Raw genomic sequence first — 19,863 nt, 5'->3', positions numbered from 1 at the left:
CCGTCATATTAATGAGCGGTTATGTTAATCTTACTCGTTTTTTGTTTAATTGTATACCTTCAATGCCGAATTAAATCGTTTATTTATTTAATTCTATATTGCTTTGATTAATTTCTTAATCTCTGTTTGATTGTATGTCGTTAACAATTTTCTTGTTATCTTTTTCTAATAATGTCAATGAACTCTTCTGATCTGTTAAGATCTTGTGGAGAATATCGGAGTCGAACCGATGACCTCTTGCGTGCAAGGCAAGCGCTCTAGCCAGCTGAGCTAATCCCCCTCTTTTCGTTATTTTAGTAGTCTCAGGCAGACTCGAACTGCCGACCTCTACATTATCAGTGTAGCGCTCTAACCAGCTGAGCTATGAGACTCTTTAATACTCTTAAAGAGTGGTCTTTTGTAATATATATCTTTGAAATTAAATCCGACAGTAAATAAAACCGAATAAAACAGTCAATCTTCTAATTTAATAGAAGAAAATTCGTCGTTCTCTAAAAATGAGATGTTCCAGCCGCACCTTCCGGTACGGCTACCTTGTTACGACTTAGCCCTAGTTACCAGTTTTACCCTAGGCAGCTCCTGTTACGGTCACCGACTTCAGGTACCCCCAGCTTCCATGGCTTGACGGGCGGTGTGTACAAGGCCCGGGAACGTATTCACCGCATCATGGCTGATATGCGATTACTAGCGATTCCAGCTTCATAGAGTCGAGTTGCAGACTCCAATCCGAACTGAGATAAGTTTTCGAGATTCGCATCTTGTTGCCAAGTAGCTGCCCTCTGTACTTACCATTGTAGCACGTGTGTAGCCCAAGACGTAAGGGCCGTGATGACTTGACGTCGTCCCCACCTTCCTCTCAACTTGCGTTGGCAGTCTCATTAGAGTCCCCGTCTTTAAACGCTGGCAACTAATGATAGGGGTTGCGCTCGTTGCAGGACTTAACCTAACACCTCACGGCACGAGCTGACGACAGCCATGCAGCACCTTGCATTCTGTCCGAAGAAATATCTGTTTCCAAATACGTCATTATGCATTTAAGCCTTGGTAAGGTTCCTCGCGTATCATCGAATTAAACCACATGCTCCACCGCTTGTGCGGGCCCCCGTCAATTCCTTTGAGTTTCATTCTTGCGAACGTACTCCCCAGGTGGGATACTTATAACTTTCGCTTAGCCACTGAATCCGAAAATCCAACAGCAAGTATCCATCGTTTACGGCGTGGACTACCAGGGTATCTAATCCTGTTCGCTCCCCACGCTTTCGTCCATCAGCGTCAGTTGAGGCTTAGTGACCTGCCTTCGCAATTGGTGTTCTGCGTAATATCTAAGCATTTCACCGCTACACTACACATTCCAGCCACTGCAACCTCACTCAAGACCAACAGTATCAATGGCAGTTCCATCGTTAAGCGATGGGCTTTCACCACTGACTTATTGGTCCGCCTACGGACCCTTTAAACCCAATAAATCCGGATAACGCTTGCACCCTCCGTATTACCGCGGCTGCTGGCACGGAGTTAGCCGGTGCTTATTCATATGGTACCTTCAGCTACTCACACGTAAGTAGGTTTATCCCCATATAAAAGAAGTTTACAACCCATAAGGCCGTCATCCTTCACGCGGGATGGCTGGATCAGGCTTCCACCCATTGTCCAATATTCCTCACTGCTGCCTCCCGTAGGAGTCTGGTCCGTGTCTCAGTACCAGTGTGGGGGTTCACCCTCTCAGGCCCCCTAAAGATCGTTGACTTGGTGAGCCGTTACCTCACCAACTATCTAATCTTACGCATGCCTATCCTACTGCGATAAATCTTTCAAGTGTCTCTGATGCCAGAATCACTGTTATAAGGTATTAATCTTCTTTTCAAAAGGCTATCCCTTTCAGTAGGGCAAGTTGCATACGCGTTACGCACCCGTGCGCCGGTCTCTCAGTAGCAAGCTACTAATACCCCTCGGCTTGCATGTGTTAAGCCTCCCGCTAGCGTTCATCCTGAGCCAGGATCAAACTCTCCATTGTAAATAAATATTGTTTGAAGCTTAACGCTTCTATGTTTTACAACTTCGAATTTCCTTTAGCTCTATTATTCAAGGATTGACCGTTAATTTATATTCGGCTTTTATTTCTTCTGTCTATATTGTAATTTCAAATAAACTTCTCGTTTCATGCAAACTTCTTTCGTTGTTTGCGGTTGCAAAGGTAAAACTTATTTTTAAACTACAAAATCTTTTTTGAATAAATTTTGAAGTTTTTATTTTTGTTTACTTCTTCGCGATTTCAATTTTCAATACTACTCGTCTTTCGTATTGAGAGTGCAAATATAAGACGCTTTTTCCCGAACTACCAAATCGAGTTTACAATTATTTTACATAATATTCTTAACTAACTGAACAGAAGCGAAATATTTTTTGAATTAAATTTAGATATGTGTTTTGGTGTTGCGTTTTCTGTAGAATTAGGTAGTTTTCTAAATTATATATAGCTTACTTTCATTTTTATCTTAACACAAAACATTTGAAATTAAAAGGAGAAGTCACAGTGTGGCTTAGGTAAAATAATTACAAACAGTATAGACTTATTTATATATCAATACTTTTTTCTTGATAAAAAAGTATTCAAAAAATCAAGACTGTAAATCATTTTCGCTGAAAAACCTCTTGATTACGGGAATGAATTAAATCATTCGCTATCGCTCACTAAATCATTCTTATCCTTCATCAAGTGATTTTTCTTTACGCGAATGATTCAAATGTCGGTTTTTATTATTGAAAGTTTAGTTGATTATTACGATGCGTTTCTGAAACGAGTTCAGAATGAGGAAATGGAAATGAATATAAAAGTAGTAATACGTTTTTAGAAGATTTATAACTTCGATATATCTATAAATATTATAATGGTTAAAGAAACATATGTTCTTTTTTTTCGTCAAAAAAACGAACCAAAAAAGACATTGCTAAAATCTTCGACTAAAACTAAATTGATTTCGAGGAATGATTTAAATGATTCGCATTCGCTCACTAAATCATTCTTATCTCTACATCAATTTAGTTTCTTAACGTCTACGATTTTGAGGCAATATTTTTCATTGTGCAGAAAATTTATAAATAAGATTTTACAATCATATTATTTATTGCACTACATCCAACATTATATTTCGAAAATTACTTGAAGAGACGAAATAGATAATTTGCTATGATTATTACAAAAGGTCTACTCTTAAAGAGCAGACCTTTTGTAATACTTTGATTGATGAACTCGCGAAAATGAGTTGCGAAGCAAGGAAGATTTAAACCTCATCTTTCAAAATCTTATTTGGATTTTCATTCTGGACAAATGTTACTTGACGCAATTTAGCGTTTTTGGTAGGTATAATTGGATAACCCATATGCTCTGCATAAACTTTGGTGAACTTAGCGCCTAAATATATAATAGTTGCAACGTAATAAATCCATAACAATAAAATTACTAAGGACCCTGCTGAACCAAAAATGGTTGTATAACGGGTATTAGATATATATATACCAATTAAATATTTTGCAATAAAGAATAATATTGCTGTAAATAAAGCACCAATTAATGCAGGACGTGTTTTAATTTTTGCATCAGGCAAAACCTTGAATAAAATATAAAATATTAAAATGGATAACAGTACACTTAATGCATTATTAATTAATATTACTGAAGCTGATGTTAGTTTTGTGTCGAATTGTAAGGTTGAGAAAATTTCTTCTCCGAATCCTACTAAAACACTATTTAGAATCACGGTTGTCATTAATATTAATCCTAGTCCTAAAATTACTGAAAATGATAAAATTCTATTAATAATTTGTTTTAACCAAGCTCTTTTGGGAACTGCTTCCACTCGCCAAATTAAATTTAATGAATCTTGCATATCCGTAAACATCGTTGTAGAACCGAAAAGTAAAACTCCAATACCGATGTATAATGCGACAGAACTATCTCCTGATAAGGTAGAATTGGCTACAAAATTTTGTATTGACAAAGCTACATCTGGGCCAACTACATTTTTAAGTTCATAAAACAATCTATTCTCTATAGCATCTTTTTTATAAAAAAGACTTGCGCTAGAAATAATTATCAATATTAATGGTGATAACGAAAATATAGTATAATATGTTAATGATGCACTCATTTTCATGATGCGATCATCCCCAAATTCAACAATTGTTTGCTTAAGAATATTAAAGATGAATTTTAATTTATCCATAGTAGTTTGTTGGTTATCGTAAAAGTACAATTTTTGAAACAAAAAAAAGGCCATTCTAATGAATGACCTTTCTTATTATTTTAAATACATCTTGATTACACTAACATTGTTACTGGATTCTCGATATACATTTTTAACGTTTGTAAGAATTGTGCACCTGTAGCTCCGTCTACTGTACGGTGATCACAAGCTAAAGTCAATTTCATTGTATTACCAACAACAATTTGACCATTTTTAACAACAGGTTTCTCGATAATAGCACCTACTGATAAAATACAAGAGTTTGGTTGATTGATAATCGAAGTAAACGATTCGATACCGAACATACCTAAGTTAGAAACTGAGAAAGTAGATTTTTCCATCTCGTCAGCTTTTAATTTACGATCTCTTGCACGACCTGCATAATCTCTAACCTCAGCAGAAATTTGAGAGAATGATTTTTGGTCTGTGTTTTTAACAACTGGCACTAACAATCCATCTTCTACCGCAACTGCTACACCAATATTAATATTTCCGTGTTGTACAATTTTGTCATCGTACCAAGTTGTGTTGATTGCTGGATGTTTGCGAATAGCCATAGCACAAGCTTTAACAATAATATCGTTGAAAGAAACTTTTGTGTTTGGCACTGTATTTAATTGCTTACGCGCTTCGATCGCATTATCCATATCTAACTCTACATTTAAATAATAATGTGGAGCTGAATATTTAGATTCTGCTAAACGCTTCGCAATAACTTTACGCATTTGAGAGTTTGGAATCTCAGTATCTTCACCTGCAACATATTGTTGAACTGGAGCTGCTGGAGTTATTACTTCAGATTTAACCTCAACAGGAGCTTCTACTTTAGCAGCTGGTTGGAAGTTTTCAACGTCTTTCTTTACGATACGACCTTGATCACCAGAACCTTGAACTTCTGCTAAATTGATTCCTTTATCTTTTGCTATTGATTTTGCTAATGGAGAAGCGAAAATACGTTCATTAGAAACTTGCGTTTGAGGAACTTCTAATTCCACAACAACAGGTTTTTCATCTTCTATAACTTCAGTTGATGCTTGAACAGGCGCAGTAACTTTTCCTCCGTTTGCTACGATTGCAGAAACGTCAGTTCCAGCTTCACCAATAATAGCTAAAATAGTATCAACTGGTGCAGGCTCATTCTCTTTTGCTCCTTGGTATAATAAAACTCCGTCATATTCAGACTCAAATTCTTGAACAGCTTTATCTGTTTCGATTTCAGCTAAAATATCACCTTCTTTTACTGAATCTCCAACTTGTTTGTGCCATACAACTACCGTTCCTTCTTCCATTGTATCAGAAAGACGAGGCATTGTAATTACATCTACATTAGATGGAACCTGAGCTGAAGTTGTAGTTTCAGCTGCTACTGGAGCAACCTCTTCTCTCACTTCTTCTGTAGCTACTGCTTTTGGCGCACCACCGATTAAAGCTGAAATATCTTCACCTTCATTTCCGATAATTGCTAATATAGTATCTACCGGAGCAGGTTCATTTTCATTTGCTCCTTGGTATAATAATGTTCCGTCAAATTCAGATTCGAATTCTTGGATTGCTTTATCAGTTTCAATTTCAGCAATTACATCACCTTCTGAAACTTTATCTCCTACATTTTTATGCCACTTAACAACAGTTCCTTCCTCCATTGTGTCGCTTAAGCGAGGCATTGTAATAATTTCTGCCATGGTTTTTTTTAGTTATTTTCAACTTTATCTAAGAATGGATAATCTTCTTGTGCGTAAATATTATCATACATCACATTAGCATCTGGATAAGGTGAATTTTCTGCAAATTCAACACATTCCTCCACATGAGATTTCACTTCTTCGATAATAGCGTCTAATTGTTCTTTTGTAGCCCAATTGTTAGCTAAGATATGAGACTCAACATTTAAAATTGGATCTTCTTGTTTGTATGCTTCAACCTCTTCTTTTGTACGGTAAGGTTCTGCATCAGACATTGAGTGTCCACGGTAACGGTATGTACGAACATCTAAGAAAGTTGGTCCATCTCCACGACGAGCACGCTCAATCGCTTCATAAGCAGCTTCAGCAACTTTAACAGGATCCATACCATCTACAGGCATAGAAGGCATATCATACCCTAAACCTAATTTCCAAATATCTTCGTGATTTGCAGTACGACTTACTGAAGTTCCCATTGCGTATTGGTTGTTTTCACAAACGAATACAACTGGTAATTTCCAGTTCATAGCCATATTGAAAGTTTCGTGTAATGTTCCTTGACGCGTAGCACCATCTCCCATTAAACAAATAGTTACATGTTTTTTATCGTTGTATTTATCACCAAATGCAATACCAGCACCTAAATTGATTTGTCCACCAACGATACCATGTCCACCATAAAAGTGATGTTCTTTACTAAAGATGTGCATAGAACCACCTAAACCTTGAGATGTTCCTGTAGCTTTTCCACACATTTCAGCCATAATTCTTTTAGGATCTACACCCATAGCCATAGGCCAAACGTGACAACGGTAAGCCGTAATTACTCTATCTTCTGGTTCCATAGCATGTAAGAATCCAGCTGGTAAAGCCTCTTGCCCGTTGTATAAATGCAAGAATCCTCTAATTTTTTGTTTTAAATATAATGAGCGGCTTTTATCTTCAAAGCGTCGCCAAAAGTTCATATCACGATACCATTGAAGGTATTGTTCCTGCGTTAATTTTTCCATAATTGCACAATTCGTTAGAACAAATTTAAACTAATCTTAGACGTGTGCAAAATTGCTAGTCTAAAAAATCTTCTGTAAAATGAAGAGGAAGTAAATCTTTAGCACTATCAACTTTAAATACTTGCCCTTCGTTTCCTGATAAAAACAACGCTATGTTATCGTTTTGTTTCTTTTCAATTTCAAGAATGTATTGACGACACATACCGCAAGGAGGCAAAGGTTTGTTGATATTAATTGTTGATACAGCTAATTTTTTTACTTTGATATTAGGATAATTTGCGTTGACAAAAGCTAGCAATCCACGTTCTGCACAAGTTCCTACCGGATAAGACGCGTTTTCTTGATTACTACTTACGAAGATTTGACCATCTTCTAATTCTACAGCTGCACCAACATGAAAGTTAGAATACGGTGCGTAAGCTGATTTTGAGATTTGATTTGCTCTTAAAACTAATGTTTTATTTTCTTCTTGCAATTCATTGAAAGAATCGAACACTTCGTATTCGAAACTAATTTTTTCTTTCTTCATATAGCTTTAAAGAATAGAATCAAGGTTCTATTCTCTTTAAAATTAAACATTTAAATCCTTTTAGCTATTTTATTAACTAGAAAAAGGAAGTAAATTTAGGTAAAATAGTTGTTATGTTGAAAAAAATTTACGGAAGTGCAATTTTTGGTGTATCTGCACAGACGATAACTGTAGAGGTTAATATTGATCAAGGTGTGGGCTATCACTTGGTTGGTTTGCCAGATTCTGCAATAAAAGAAAGTAATTTTAGAATACAAGCTGCTTTAAAAAATATTGGTTATAAAATTCCAGGAAAAAAAATTACAATTAATATGGCGCCTGCAGATTTGCAAAAAGAAGGATCTGCTTATGATTTGACCATTGCAATTGGAATTCTTACAGCATCTGAACAAATTAAAAATGATGAGATTGAGAATTATATTATCATGGGTGAATTATCTTTAGATGGATCACTTCGTCCAATAAAAGGAGCTTTACCTATAACCCTACAAGCAAAAGCGGAAGGTTTTAAAGGAATTATTTTACCGAAATCTAACGCAGATGAAGCTGGCGTGGTAAACGGAATTAATGTATATGGTGTTGAAAATATTTTAGATGTGATTCAATTTTTAAATAATGAGATTGAATTAATACCTCATCAATTTAATATTGAAGAACATTCATTAGAACTATTAAATAATTATACTCATTGTTTTTCTGATGTAAAAGGACAAGAAAATGTAAAACGAGCTATGGAAATTGCAGCAGCCGGAGGACATAATATCATACTAATTGGCCCACCTGGAAGTGGTAAAACAATGCTTGCTAAAAGAATTGCATCAATTTTACCACCTATGACAATAGATGAATCTTTAGAGACAACAAAAATTCATAGTGTTGCTGGAAAACTAGGTTCTAAATCATTAGTATTTAATCGACCTTTTATATCGCCACATCATACCATTTCTGATGTTGCATTGGTTGGTGGCGGATCTTATCCTCAACCTGGAGAAATTTCTTTATCACACAATGGAGTTTTATTTTTAGATGAATTACCAGAATTTAAACGTTCGGTTTTAGAAGTTATGCGACAACCTTTGGAAGATAGAGAAGTAACTATTTCGCGAGCGAAATTTACGGTAACATATCCATCAAGTTTTATGTTAGTAGCATCCATGAATCCAAGTCCGAGTGGTTATTTTCCTGACGATCCACAAAACACGTCTTCGTTAATGGAAATGCAACGCTATATGAATAAAATCTCAGGACCATTATTAGACCGTATCGATTTACATATTGAAGTTACGCCAGTTCCGTTTGATGATTTATCAAAAGAACGAACAGGAGAAAAAAGTGTGGATGTAAGAAAACGAGTTATTGAGGCAAGAAAAATTCAAACAAATCGATATTTAGGCACTTCGATTCATTATAACTCTCAGATGGGGCCAAAAGAATTAGATACTTTTTGTGCTTTAGATGAAAATTCGAAAAAATTAATTAAAACCGCGATGGATCGTTTAAATTTATCTGCCCGTGCTTATGATAGAATTCTTAGAGTTGCTAGAACTATTGCAGATTTAGAACAATCAGAAAGTATCACATCTAAGCATATTGGTGAAGCTATACAATATCGTAGCTTAGATAGAAATTAAAAAGCCACTCAAAATTGAATGGCTTTTTTTATCTTTAATTTTTTACAGTATTAATGTTAATATCTTCCCTGTCTTTATCCTCAGAAGCTTTGTAAGCTTTTAAAATTTCACGAACAATTTTGTGTCTTACCACATCTTTATCATCTAAGTAAATAAAACCAATATCTTTTACACCTTTCAAGATATGTAAAGCTTCTCTTAATCCTGATTTTTGTTTAGGTGGTAAATCAACCTGATCTGGATCACCGGTAATAATGAACTTAGAATTTTTCCCCATACGCGTTAAAAACATTTTCATTTGCGCATAAGTTGTATTTTGAGCTTCATCCAATATCACAAAAGCATCATCTAACGTTCGTCCACGCATAAAAGCTAAAGGAGCAACTTCTATAACTCCGCGTTCGGTATAAGATTCTAATTTTTCAAACGGAATCATATCCTTTAACGCATCGTATAAAGGTTGTAAATAAGGATCTAACTTATCTTTCATATCACCTGGTAAAAAACCTAAATTTTCACCTGCTTCAACTGCTGGTCGAGTCATAATAATACGACGAACTTCCTTATTTTTTAATGCCTGAACTGCTAAAGCCACCGCGGTATACGTTTTACCTGTACCTGCTGGGCCTATCGCAAAAACCATATCTTTATTATATACAGTTTGTACCAATTTATGCTGATTTGGTGTTTGTGGTTTAATAATTTTCCCATTAACCCCATGAACAATAATTTCATCTTCTTTTTTCATTTGAAGCATTTCGTTATTATCCTCAGTCATAATAATTTCTAATTCTCGATTACTCAGACGATTATATTTAAGTATATGCTGAATAATTTTAGCTATTTTTTGATCAAAAACAATTAATTCATCTTCGTTCCCAAAAACAGTTAAAACTTTTCCTCTACCAATAATTCTAAGTTTAGGATAATATTCTTTTATCCTCTTTAAATGCTCATTATTAGGACCATAGAAATCCTGTGCATTAATTTCAGTTAGCTCTATATTAATTTCAGTCAAATGTGGTATTGTTTTGTATTAACTAACACAAAAATAAACAATATATTTGCTAAGTATTATAAGAATAATGGCAATTATTACGTTAACAACCGATTTTGGTGTAAAAGATTATTTTGTATCTAGCATTAAGGGAGCAATTCTGAAAGAATTGCCGGAGGTTACAATTATTGATATTTCGCACCACATAAGTCCTTATGATATTTCGGAGGCTGCATATATAATTCGTAATTCGTATGACGATTTCCCAACAGGTACAATTCATATTATCGGAGTAAACTCGTTAAGCACACCAGATCAAAGACCTATTTGTGCAAAAATTAACGGGCACTACTTTATTTGTTCTGATAATGGAATATTATCCTTGATTTGTCAAAATCATCAACCTGAAGAAATTTTTGAAATAACAATAAATCCTGAGAGTTTAGATAGTTTATTTCCTGAAAAGGCAATTTTTGTTCCTGTTGCTTGTCACATTGCAAGAGGTGGATTACCAACTTTAGTAGGGCAAAAACGTAAAAAGATTAAAATCTTAAATGAATTAAAGCCTAATTATCGTGATGAAAGGATATTAACAGGTTATGTTATTTACATCGATCGATTCGGAAATGTGATTACGAATATCACTCGAAAATATTTTGAAGAAATTGCAAACGGTAGAGAATATAACATTGTTTTACGTCAGAAAGATTATTCGATGACGGATGTAGATGTTATTTTTGATCACTATCACGGAATTGTTCAAGATTTCTCTAAAGAAACTCATGCGATGGCAAAAACTTTATGTTTATTCAATTCGGCAGGATTTCTAGAAGTTACATTGTATAAAAGTAATCCTGAAATTACTGGTGCTGCAAATAAATTAATGGGACTAAAGAAAGGAGATACAATAACAATTGAGTTTAAAAATTAATTTTTTTTGACTCTTTAAGTAAGAATTAAATATTTTATGGGATATAATTATCTTATATACAAAGCAATCCACGTCATTTTTGTAGTCAGTTATTTTGCTGGTTTATTTTATATCGTTCGTTTAATGATTTATCATACCGAAACGCAAACAATGGAAGAGCCAAAAAAATCTATCCTACAAGAACAGTACACCTATATGGAAAAAAAGCTTTGGAATGTAATTACAGTTCCGGCTTTAACTATTTTGGTTGTAATGGGAATTAATATGCTTTGGAAAAACCCAGCTTTACTAAATGTAGCTTGGATGAAAAGTAAATTAGGAATGGTTTCCGTTTTACTAATCTATCATTTTTGGTGCTGGAGAACTTTAAAACAATTGAAGAATAACATTTTTAAATATACATCTGTACAATTAAGAATGATGAATGAAGTTGCTACAATTTTATTATTCGTAATTGTGTTTGCAGTGATTCAGAAAAGTTATTTCGGAGAGTATTGGCATTGGTCAATCATTAGCTTTTTCGGAGCAGGTGTAATACTTATGCTAATTGTTCGTTTAATTAACATTAATAATAAAAAATAATTATGTGGACTATCTTTAAGAAAGAATTTTCACAATTCTTTTTAGGGTTTACAGCATATCTATCTGCATTAGCATTTGTTATCGTATCAGCATTATTTTTATGGTTTTTCGATAATCAATTTAATGTTTTCAATACGGGAAATGCATCTTTAAGCAGTTTCTTTTTCATAGCTCCTTGGATATTCTTATTCATGGTACCTGCTTTAACAATGAAGATGATTGCTGAAGAACAATCAAACGGAACTTTACTTTGGCTTTTTACATTACCTATAAAAACATATCAAATTATTTGGGGTAAATTTTTAGCCGTTGTTAGTATTATTTTATTTTGTTTAATCTGTACATTCTTATTTACCTTAACATTAGAAAATTTTATACTTTCAGATCAATCGTTAGATTACGGAGCTATTTATAACGGATACTTTGGTTTATTTCTGTTAGGAAGTTTGTTTGCTGCAATTGGTATTCTAACCTCAAGTTTTACAAAAAATCAAGTTATGGCTTATGTTTTTGCCGTATTAGCTTGTTTTATAATTTATTATGGATTTGAAGGTTTAGCATCTTACAATTTATTAGGTTCTGCTGATTATTACGTACAAAAAATTGGAAGTTATTCTCATTATCAACAATTTTTAAAAGGAATTCTTGATACAAGAGATTTAGCATATTTTGTTGTAATCATTGGAATTTTATTACAAGTATCTATCATCAATTTACAAATCAAAAAATAGTGCGATGAAAAGATTAAACAAACAATCCTTCGTAGTATTTGCTATATTAATCGTTGCATTAATTCTAAGCCAATTTATCTACAAACGATTTGATCTAACCCAAGACAAAAGATACACATTAACAGAAACTTCTAATCTATTATTAGAAAATGTTGATAAAGAACTGCAAATTGATATTCTTTTAGGTGGTGATTTAACTGGAAATTATCGCATTCTAAAAAATGAAATTCAGTTTTTATTAGAGGAATTAAAAGAGAAAAATCCAAAAATAAAATATCGTTTTGTTGATCCTTTAGAAATGTCAACAACAGAAATGGAACAAGCCGGAATTGTGGCTATTCCTATCAAAACTGATAAAGGTGTACTTAACGTTTATCCATACGCACGATTAGCATACGGCGAAAAAACAATGTGGATGGAAGTTTTAGTGAACGATCCTTCTACTCCATTTGAAGAATTAGCAATTGCTTCTACTGAAAAATTAGAGTATTTATTTGCTGAAAAGATTCAGAAAATTACCAATACAAATCGCAAAAAAGTTGGTTTCATCGTTCATCACGACGAATTACCTCAACAAAATATCGAAAGTTTAGGACGTGCTTTATCTGAAAAATATGATGTTGAAATTTATCTAAATCCAATCGCGAATAAAAAATTCAGTTTGGATGTTGATGACATAGATAGTTTAAAACGTTTTGATGGTTTGATCGTTGCAAAACCTACGCTACCATTTTCTGATAAAGACAAAATGGTTTTAGATCAATATGTAATGAACGGTGGTAAAATGCTTTGGGCTGTAGAAACAGTGGATGCCGAAATGGATTCTATTTTCCGTTCTGGTAAAATTCTAGCTTTTCCAAGAGATTTAAAAATCAACGATTTCTTATTTAATTACGGCGTTCGTTTACATAGTACAATTATCAAAGATTTAAATGGTGGGAAAATTGTTTTAGCCGATGGCGAAACTGCCGGAAACGTAAGTTACAATTACTATACATGGCCATATTTCCAATTAGGAATGACTGCTGATCCAAATCCTATTACAGATAATTTAGATCCTGTATTATTCAATTTTGCAAATCCGATTGAGTTGTTAGAGAATCCTAATATCAAACAAACCGTTTTATTAAGTACTTCTCCACAAACATCAATGAAACCAGCATTAAATTATCTTTCTTTAGACGAAGTTGATGTTGAGAATTTTGATGAATATCAAATGGGAAAAATTCCGATGGCTGTTTTATTAGAAGGTAATTTCAAATCTGCTTATGCATCAAGAATTGAACGACAAGAAATTCCTAATTTCAAAAATCAAGCGACGAATGGGAAAATGATTGTGATTTCGGATGGTGATGTGCTTAAAAATCATTTGTGGCGAGGAATGCCAATGCGATTAGGTGAAGATAAATATTCGGTTCGTCCTGATAATCCAGAATCACGCCCTACAACCTATGCCAATCAAACGTTTGTGATGAATGCGATGGATTATTTATTAGGCGACGAAGATTTCTTGGCTCTGCGAAATCGTAAACTTGAAATTCCATTGTTAAGCGAAACAAAAGTATTATCTGATAAACAAACTTGGCAACAATTAAACTTGTTAGTTCCGATCGGAATTATTGCTCTTTTAGCTGGTGCTGGATATTTTATCCGAAAGAAAAAATATCAATAAAATTGAAACTATATAAATGAAAAGGTTGAAGATAGAAATATTTTCAACCTTTTTTCTTTATATTTATAGTAAACACAAAATATGAGAAAATATCTATTATTAACACTTGCCGGATTATTTTTTAGTTGTGAAGAAGCTAAAAACACCGAAAAAATTCATGAAAATGCTGACGGCGAAATTACCGTAGGCAAAAACTTCGTGGTTGATAGACCTATGGCTATTATAGTTTCTCCTACTGAAGAGCAGTTACAAGAAGCAAAAAAAATTATGGGTGATGATTATCAAATTTATTATGGTGATGGCGCACAATTTTTAAATGAAGCAAATCAACTATTAGAGCAAAATAAAATTGAAACGATAGATCGATTAGCCAACGAAATCATTACATTTTCTACAGTAGATGGAAAATTACACGATGTTAATTTAACGGATAAAACTTTTGCGGTTTTACTGTTTAATGGAAATGAAGAACCTAAAGATTTGGAGTTTGAACATTTCACACCCGAATTTATTCAAGAATATATGAAATAAAAAAAATCCCTTTTGAAACCAATCAAAAGGGATTTAAATTTTATACGATAAGATATTATTCTGCGTGTAAGAAAGCTTTTTTAGATAATAAACGCTCTTCACTTTCTACGTGGTCTTCATCAGGTACACAACAATCTACTGGACAAACAGCAGCACATTGTGGCTCCTCGTGGAAACCTTTACATTCTGTACATTTATCCGGAACGATGTAATAAACCTCATCACTAACTGGATCTTGTACATCATCTGCATCTACCTCAACACCGTCAATATTAACGATACGACCAGATAAAGCAGTTCCTTCAGAATATTTCCAATCTACAGCAGCTTCATAAATTGCGTTGTTTGGACATTCTGGTTCACAAGCTCCACAATTTATACATTCATCTGTTATAATAATAGCCATTATATCTCTTTTTTAATTCCTACATTTGTAACAACAAAATTACATTTTATTTTTTAAGTATTATGACAATCGATAAAAGGATTTCAGCATTTAACCAATTAGCACAACTATTTAAATATATTACAAATAAGACAGAGCCTGAATTAGATGAATTAAAAATTAAGTTCAAAAATTTAGATGAAGAAATTGGTTATGCTTTAAGTGATGCTGAAGCTTATAACAATTGGTTCACGAGAGAAAATGTATTTTTTGCATTAAACAACTGGGCAGAAGCTTTATCTACATCAAATTTAACTGAATGGGTTAAAGATTATCCAACAGTTACAACACCAAAAAATGTTGGGATTATAATGGCTGGAAATTTACCTTTAGTTGGTTTCCACGATTTATTATCAGTTGTTATTTCAGGACACAATGCCTTGATTAAAACATCTTCAAAAGATGATAAATTAATGAGTTTTCTGATTCGTTTTTTACATACTATTGATGAAGAATTTAAAACTATCATACAAACAGTTGAACGCTTAGAAGGTTTTGATGCTGTTATAGCAACAGGAAGCAATAATACGGCTCGTTACTTTGAGCAATATTTTTCTAAAGTGCCAAACATCATTCGTAAAAACAGAACTTCAGTTGCTGTATTAAACGGAAGTGAAACGATCGAAGATTTTAAAGCTTTAGGAAATGATGTATTTCGTTACTTTGGTTTAGGTTGTCGAAACATTACAAAGATTTATTTCAAATCTGAAGATCAAATTCCTACTTTTTTCGAGAATGTTTTGGAATGGGGCGATGTTGTAATTAATCATCCTAAATACGCTAATAATTACGATTATAACCGTGCAATTTATTTATTAGGAAAAGATGAATTCTTAGATAACAATTTCGTTTTATTAAAGAAAGATGCCAATTTACATTCGCCAATTGCAGTTGTGAATTACGAAATTTATGATGATTTAGAAGCTGTAAAATCTTTCTTATCTGATAACGAAGAGCAAATACAATGTGTAGTTGGACATGATATGAAAGATAACCCGAACTATGTTGAATTTGGAAAAACACAAACACCGACTTTAACGGATTATGCCGATAATATTGATACTTTACAATTCTTAGCCGAATTATAATTACATCAAAATATACCGAATTAAAAAAGGGTGTTCTAACGAACACCCTTTTTTATTTTAAGTCATAAATTTTAATGAATAACTTATATTAGTTTAATTACATCAAAAGTAAATTTAATTGATGAATGATTATAATTATGCTGGTCACGAAACATCAATCACCGTCAAAATACTTATACAAATGATACTTAAAACTTTTATGATTAACATTTTGAGTTTTATATTTTACGAAAATTTACACTTTGAAAAGTCCTTGTTTTAGGTCGAATACATAACATATAAGTTTCAACATAAATTACATTTCACTTTTTACGAGTTTAAAAATTAAAATTAATTCCTGCTAAAATATGCAGTGGCAACAATCGTTGGGTAAAAAAACGTTCGCTAGTTGGTGTTATCATGTTTCGATTGATAGACTTATTATTTAATAAATTATTAGCCAAAACAAATAACTTTATTTTAGAATTTGGAATTTTATGGTAAAGCTTTAAATCTAAAAAATTAGTCGATGATTGATCTTGTCCTCCAAAATTATAAAACTCATAATTTACATCTAAAGTCGTTTGTTTCGAAAGGTTAAAATACACATTTGCAAAAGCATCTATATTTCTAAATTCATTCGAATTAAATTGATTTTCATTTCTATTGAATGAGAATTTCCCTCCCAATTCATAATTCCAAAATCCAGAAAATCCAGACTTTACTTCTAAACCAATTGTATAGCTGCTGAAATGATTTCTTATTGATTTTTCATTTACGATGGATGAATTTTTTAAAGATGTATAACTTGTATTGATTTGTATTTTCGATTTGATCGGAATCCAAAAATATTTATACGAAACAGATGGCATCCACATTTCTGCACCTTCTACAATTATATTATTATTGATTGAAAAATTAGGTTGAAAAATTGAATTATAACCTACATTTTTATCTTGAAACTGATAAGTTAAACTTAAATTAATTTCATTGTTCAATCCTCTTGATCGACTATAATTCAGATTAAATTGTGAACCTCCAAATAATTGATAAGCTGTTAAATTACTTTTAGAAAACTGACGATTTCCTCTGTAAATCATTTCTTGATAATACACCTCGAAAGACGTTGGAATTACACGGTAATTATAACCCAAACCGATCTTACCAAACTTTCTTTTTTCGTAACTGAAATCAATTTTTGGTGATAATGTAAAACGATTTGTTTTATCATCTAAATCATTTGTCAATGATGTAGCATAATATTCGATTGGTAAACCTAAATTCAAACGAAAAGCTTTCCATTCTTTTGAATATGCTGGATGAATAAAAACTTTATTTTGTTGAAAACTCAAGTTATTCATTGCATCACTTAAATGCATTTGAGTAGAAAAATCGTTATTTAATCCATAAAAATTACTGTTTAAATCTACATTTTGATATTCTGTACCAACCGTTAAATAATAATTTTCTTTATCTGATAGTTTATGAAAAAACGTTCCTTTTAAACCCAAATAATTTTGTTTATTATCAATCATTTGATTGAGATGTGCTATTTGCGGATTAGAAAAAATTTCACCAAAAATTGGATTCGACTCAACAAACTGATACGGTCTTTTTTCAAACAAATGCTTGGCTACAATTGTTACCAACTTCGCACTATCTATTTTGTTGGTATAAATTCCTTGCGTTTCTACGGATGTTGTTGCATTATTTCCTTTTAGAGAAATATCATTTGAGTTGAATAAAAAATTATTTTCATTAATTTCTTTTAAATAATACGAACGATTAACGATAGTAAAATTAGAAGTTGAATTGAATTCTTTGTTCCATTCTACCTTCGTAAAATAATTATCAATCTTTTTATTCCAATGACTTTTTTGTGTGTTTGTAAACTGAATTGTATTATCATTATACGACTCAATTTCATCGATGTAATTATTCTTTTCAATACGATTATACAAACCCAAAATGTGTAATTTGCTTGATTTAAAATTATTAATCGCATTTATAACGCCAATTTTATCGTTGTTGAAATTGGTACGATTATCCTCGAACTGATAATTTTCTTGGTATAAATTAACCAAATTAGGAAGTGCCTTATTTGTGCCAATCAAATCAAAATTGTAAGCCGAAGTATATTGGTTTTTGATCAAATAATTTACACCTTTCATTTCGTCAAAACCGATGGTGTTGTAATTATATATCGATACGATTTTTCTTTTCTTCGAAAAATTCATCAAATTCAAACGAACTTGATGCCTGTTTTCTACATAACTTGTAGAAGCTAAAGTTGCGCTACCATTCCATTTGTTTTTAGCTTTATCGTCTAATATCAAATTTATAGCTAATGCATCTGTATCATAAATATCTTTGGTAAGTTTGTTTTTTGTATGATTATTAATTACCTGAATTTTAGCTACCGATTGATCATTCATCGCTTGTGTTAAAATAGAATAACCATTATTAAACAAATCTTCTCCTTCAACCAAAACCGATTGAACTTCCTTTTTCCCTATTTTAATTCTACCATCTTTATCAACCGTTGCACCTGGAATATTTTTTATTAAATCTTCCACATTCATTTCTTTACCTGTACGGTATTTCGCGGCATCAAATTCGGCAGTATCTTTTCTGTAAGGATTAAAATCTGCTTTTACGATAACTTCTTTTAGAGCGATTGCATCTTCCTTTACAAGTACAAAATCTCCTAAATCTATTTTTTTACGATCTATAATTAAATCTTCTTCTAAGGTTTGATAAGATGCTTTTTTTATTTGAATCGTTTTATTTCCTAATGAAAAATCATCAATTTTAAATTCTCCATTTTTATCTGAAATTGCAAACGCTTCGATTTCTTGAATAGAATCTAATAAAATAATATTAACGTTTGGCAATAACACTCCTTTATCATCTTTAGCAATTCCAGTAATTTGTGAATAAACTATAGATGATAATAAGAAAAATATAAAAATAAAAAATGATTTATTCATCGAAATTTAACTCTCTTTCGTCTTGTCTTAATGGCTGTTCTATAATTTTAACTCCAGCTGGTAATGAAGCATAATTGTTTGCACGATTATATTCCAACCAATTATTTTCAAGTGTTACAGCATCTTTTAAAAGATATTTTGCATTAGAATTTTCTAAACTTTTTAATAGTGGAATTGTAGGTATTTTATCAGAATTTAAAACAATTCTTTTAGCTTCATAACTAAACATATCATTTTCCACTTTTAATATTAAACCAGGTAATCCATTTAATTTCCATGGTCCATAATTATAAGGAAGTTCTGGTGCAAACCATGCCGTATATGCTCTTCCTCTAAAATTTGTAGTTGCCTTATAAGTTGTGTAACCTAAAATATTTTGCATTTCCTTAGTCACTTTCCACTTAATTACTGGATAGCTTTCAACTGAAGTAAAAAGAATTATTTTAGAACTATTTTTATTTTCAATCCCATATTTTTTCTGATACAAACTATCATTCTTCAAATTGACATAAAATGGATCAAAATTTATTCTACTTTTATCAAATTTTTCATCCTCAAAATTCAGATTATCTTTCTTTGTAATGTTTCCATAATAAAGTTCAGATTCATTAAACACTAAATATTCACTTTCAATTTCACTCATTCCAATAGATCTTACCATCTTGTATTGAACAAGATTATTTAATTGAGCATACATGATCGTATTTAATAGTAATATTAAGATTGTAGTATATTTCATACGTTAGTTTTTTAAAAATGATAACTTAATTACATATAGTAAATTCAATTAATAATATTAATAATAATAACCAAATCAATAA

General features: G+C 32.1%; 15 protein-coding genes, 2 tRNA genes and 1 rRNA gene. 7 read left to right on the top strand and 11 right to left on the bottom strand.

What is annotated here, in order from left to right:
• Positions 1 to 206: 206 nt before the first annotated feature.
• The 7 genes from J9309_RS07545 to J9309_RS07515 form a co-directional block, all read right to left on the bottom strand.
• A tRNA-Ala gene (locus tag J9309_RS07545) sits at positions 207 to 280 on the bottom strand.
• Between the two features lie 17 nt (positions 281 to 297).
• A tRNA-Ile gene (locus J9309_RS07540) sits at positions 298 to 371 on the bottom strand.
• 124 nt (positions 372 to 495) lie between these two features.
• Positions 496 to 2,014 (bottom strand): 16S ribosomal RNA (locus J9309_RS07535).
• 1,267 nt (positions 2,015 to 3,281) lie between these two features.
• Positions 3,282 to 4,253 carry a YihY/virulence factor BrkB family protein gene (locus tag J9309_RS07530; RefSeq protein ID WP_230475285.1) on the bottom strand — a complete coding sequence of 324 codons (972 nt, stop codon included), beginning with the start codon at positions 4,251 to 4,253 and terminating at the stop codon, positions 3,282 to 3,284.
• A 65-nt stretch (positions 4,254 to 4,318) separates the two neighbouring features.
• Entirely contained in the window at positions 4,319 to 5,926 is a 1,608-nt protein-coding gene (locus J9309_RS07525; protein ID WP_230475284.1) for a pyruvate dehydrogenase complex dihydrolipoamide acetyltransferase, read from the bottom strand.
• An 8-nt stretch (positions 5,927 to 5,934) separates the two neighbouring features.
• Positions 5,935 to 6,936, bottom strand: coding sequence for a pyruvate dehydrogenase (acetyl-transferring) E1 component subunit alpha (pdhA, locus tag J9309_RS07520; protein WP_121933387.1), 1,002 nt, complete (start codon positions 6,934 to 6,936; stop codon positions 5,935 to 5,937).
• 55 nt (positions 6,937 to 6,991) lie between these two features.
• Positions 6,992 to 7,465, bottom strand: a complete 474-nt coding sequence (locus J9309_RS07515; protein WP_230475283.1) for a cytidine deaminase — start codon at positions 7,463 to 7,465, stop codon at positions 6,992 to 6,994.
• Positions 7,466 to 7,578: 113 nt separating this feature from the next.
• On the opposite strand from J9309_RS07515, the gene J9309_RS07510 reads away from it, so the two are divergent.
• Complete coding sequence (locus J9309_RS07510) at positions 7,579 to 9,096, top strand: YifB family Mg chelatase-like AAA ATPase (protein ID WP_230475282.1); 1,518 nt, start codon at positions 7,579 to 7,581, stop codon at positions 9,094 to 9,096.
• A 34-nt stretch (positions 9,097 to 9,130) separates the two neighbouring features.
• On the opposite strand, the gene J9309_RS07505 is transcribed toward J9309_RS07510, so the two are convergent.
• A complete protein-coding gene (locus J9309_RS07505; RefSeq protein ID WP_230475281.1) occupies positions 9,131 to 10,114 on the bottom strand; it encodes a PhoH family protein in 984 nt (327 codons plus the stop codon).
• Between the two features lie 67 nt (positions 10,115 to 10,181).
• On the opposite strand from J9309_RS07505, the gene J9309_RS07500 reads away from it, so the two are divergent.
• From J9309_RS07500 to J9309_RS07480, 5 genes are all read left to right on the top strand, one after another.
• Positions 10,182 to 11,024 carry an SAM hydrolase/SAM-dependent halogenase family protein gene (locus tag J9309_RS07500; protein WP_230475280.1) on the top strand — a complete coding sequence of 281 codons (843 nt, stop codon included), beginning with the start codon at positions 10,182 to 10,184 and terminating at the stop codon, positions 11,022 to 11,024.
• Positions 11,025 to 11,060: 36 nt separating this feature from the next.
• Positions 11,061 to 11,606 carry a CopD family protein gene (locus J9309_RS07495; RefSeq protein ID WP_230475279.1) on the top strand — a complete coding sequence of 182 codons (546 nt, stop codon included), beginning with the start codon at positions 11,061 to 11,063 and terminating at the stop codon, positions 11,604 to 11,606.
• 2 nt (positions 11,607 to 11,608) lie between these two features.
• Complete coding sequence (locus J9309_RS07490) at positions 11,609 to 12,337, top strand: ABC transporter permease subunit (protein WP_230475277.1); 729 nt, start codon at positions 11,609 to 11,611, stop codon at positions 12,335 to 12,337.
• Positions 12,338 to 12,341: 4 nt separating this feature from the next.
• A complete protein-coding gene (gldG, locus tag J9309_RS07485) occupies positions 12,342 to 14,009 on the top strand; it encodes a gliding motility-associated ABC transporter substrate-binding protein GldG (protein ID WP_230475275.1) in 1,668 nt (555 codons plus the stop codon).
• Between the two features lie 81 nt (positions 14,010 to 14,090).
• A complete protein-coding gene (locus J9309_RS07480; protein WP_230475273.1) occupies positions 14,091 to 14,540 on the top strand; it encodes a hypothetical protein in 450 nt (149 codons plus the stop codon).
• A gap of 55 nt (positions 14,541 to 14,595) precedes the next feature.
• On the opposite strand, the gene J9309_RS07475 is transcribed toward J9309_RS07480, so the two are convergent.
• Positions 14,596 to 14,946 carry a 4Fe-4S dicluster domain-containing protein gene (locus J9309_RS07475; protein WP_230475272.1) on the bottom strand — a complete coding sequence of 117 codons (351 nt, stop codon included), beginning with the start codon at positions 14,944 to 14,946 and terminating at the stop codon, positions 14,596 to 14,598.
• A 62-nt stretch (positions 14,947 to 15,008) separates the two neighbouring features.
• Here J9309_RS07475 and J9309_RS07470 point away from each other — a divergent pair, with 62 nt between their 5' ends.
• Complete coding sequence (locus J9309_RS07470) at positions 15,009 to 16,073, top strand: acyl-CoA reductase (protein ID WP_230475271.1); 1,065 nt, start codon at positions 15,009 to 15,011, stop codon at positions 16,071 to 16,073.
• Positions 16,074 to 16,390: 317 nt separating this feature from the next.
• Here the strand turns inward: J9309_RS07470 and J9309_RS07465 are convergent, their stop codons facing one another.
• Positions 16,391 to 19,042 carry a TonB-dependent receptor family protein gene (locus tag J9309_RS07465; RefSeq protein ID WP_230475270.1) on the bottom strand — a complete coding sequence of 884 codons (2,652 nt, stop codon included), beginning with the start codon at positions 19,040 to 19,042 and terminating at the stop codon, positions 16,391 to 16,393.
• Positions 19,035 to 19,781: a GLPGLI family protein gene (locus tag J9309_RS07460; protein ID WP_230475269.1), complete on the bottom strand. Its 747-nt coding sequence runs from the start codon at positions 19,779 to 19,781 to the stop codon at positions 19,035 to 19,037. The genes J9309_RS07465 and J9309_RS07460 overlap by 8 nt, the downstream gene beginning before the upstream one ends.
• Positions 19,782 to 19,863: the final 82 nt, after the last annotated feature.

The organism is Faecalibacter bovis (assembly GCF_017948305.1).
GTDB lineage: Bacteria > Bacteroidota > Bacteroidia > Flavobacteriales > Weeksellaceae > Empedobacter > Empedobacter bovis.
Note: the sequence above shows the minus strand (reverse complement) of the source record. Positions and strands in the feature narration are given on the sequence as shown.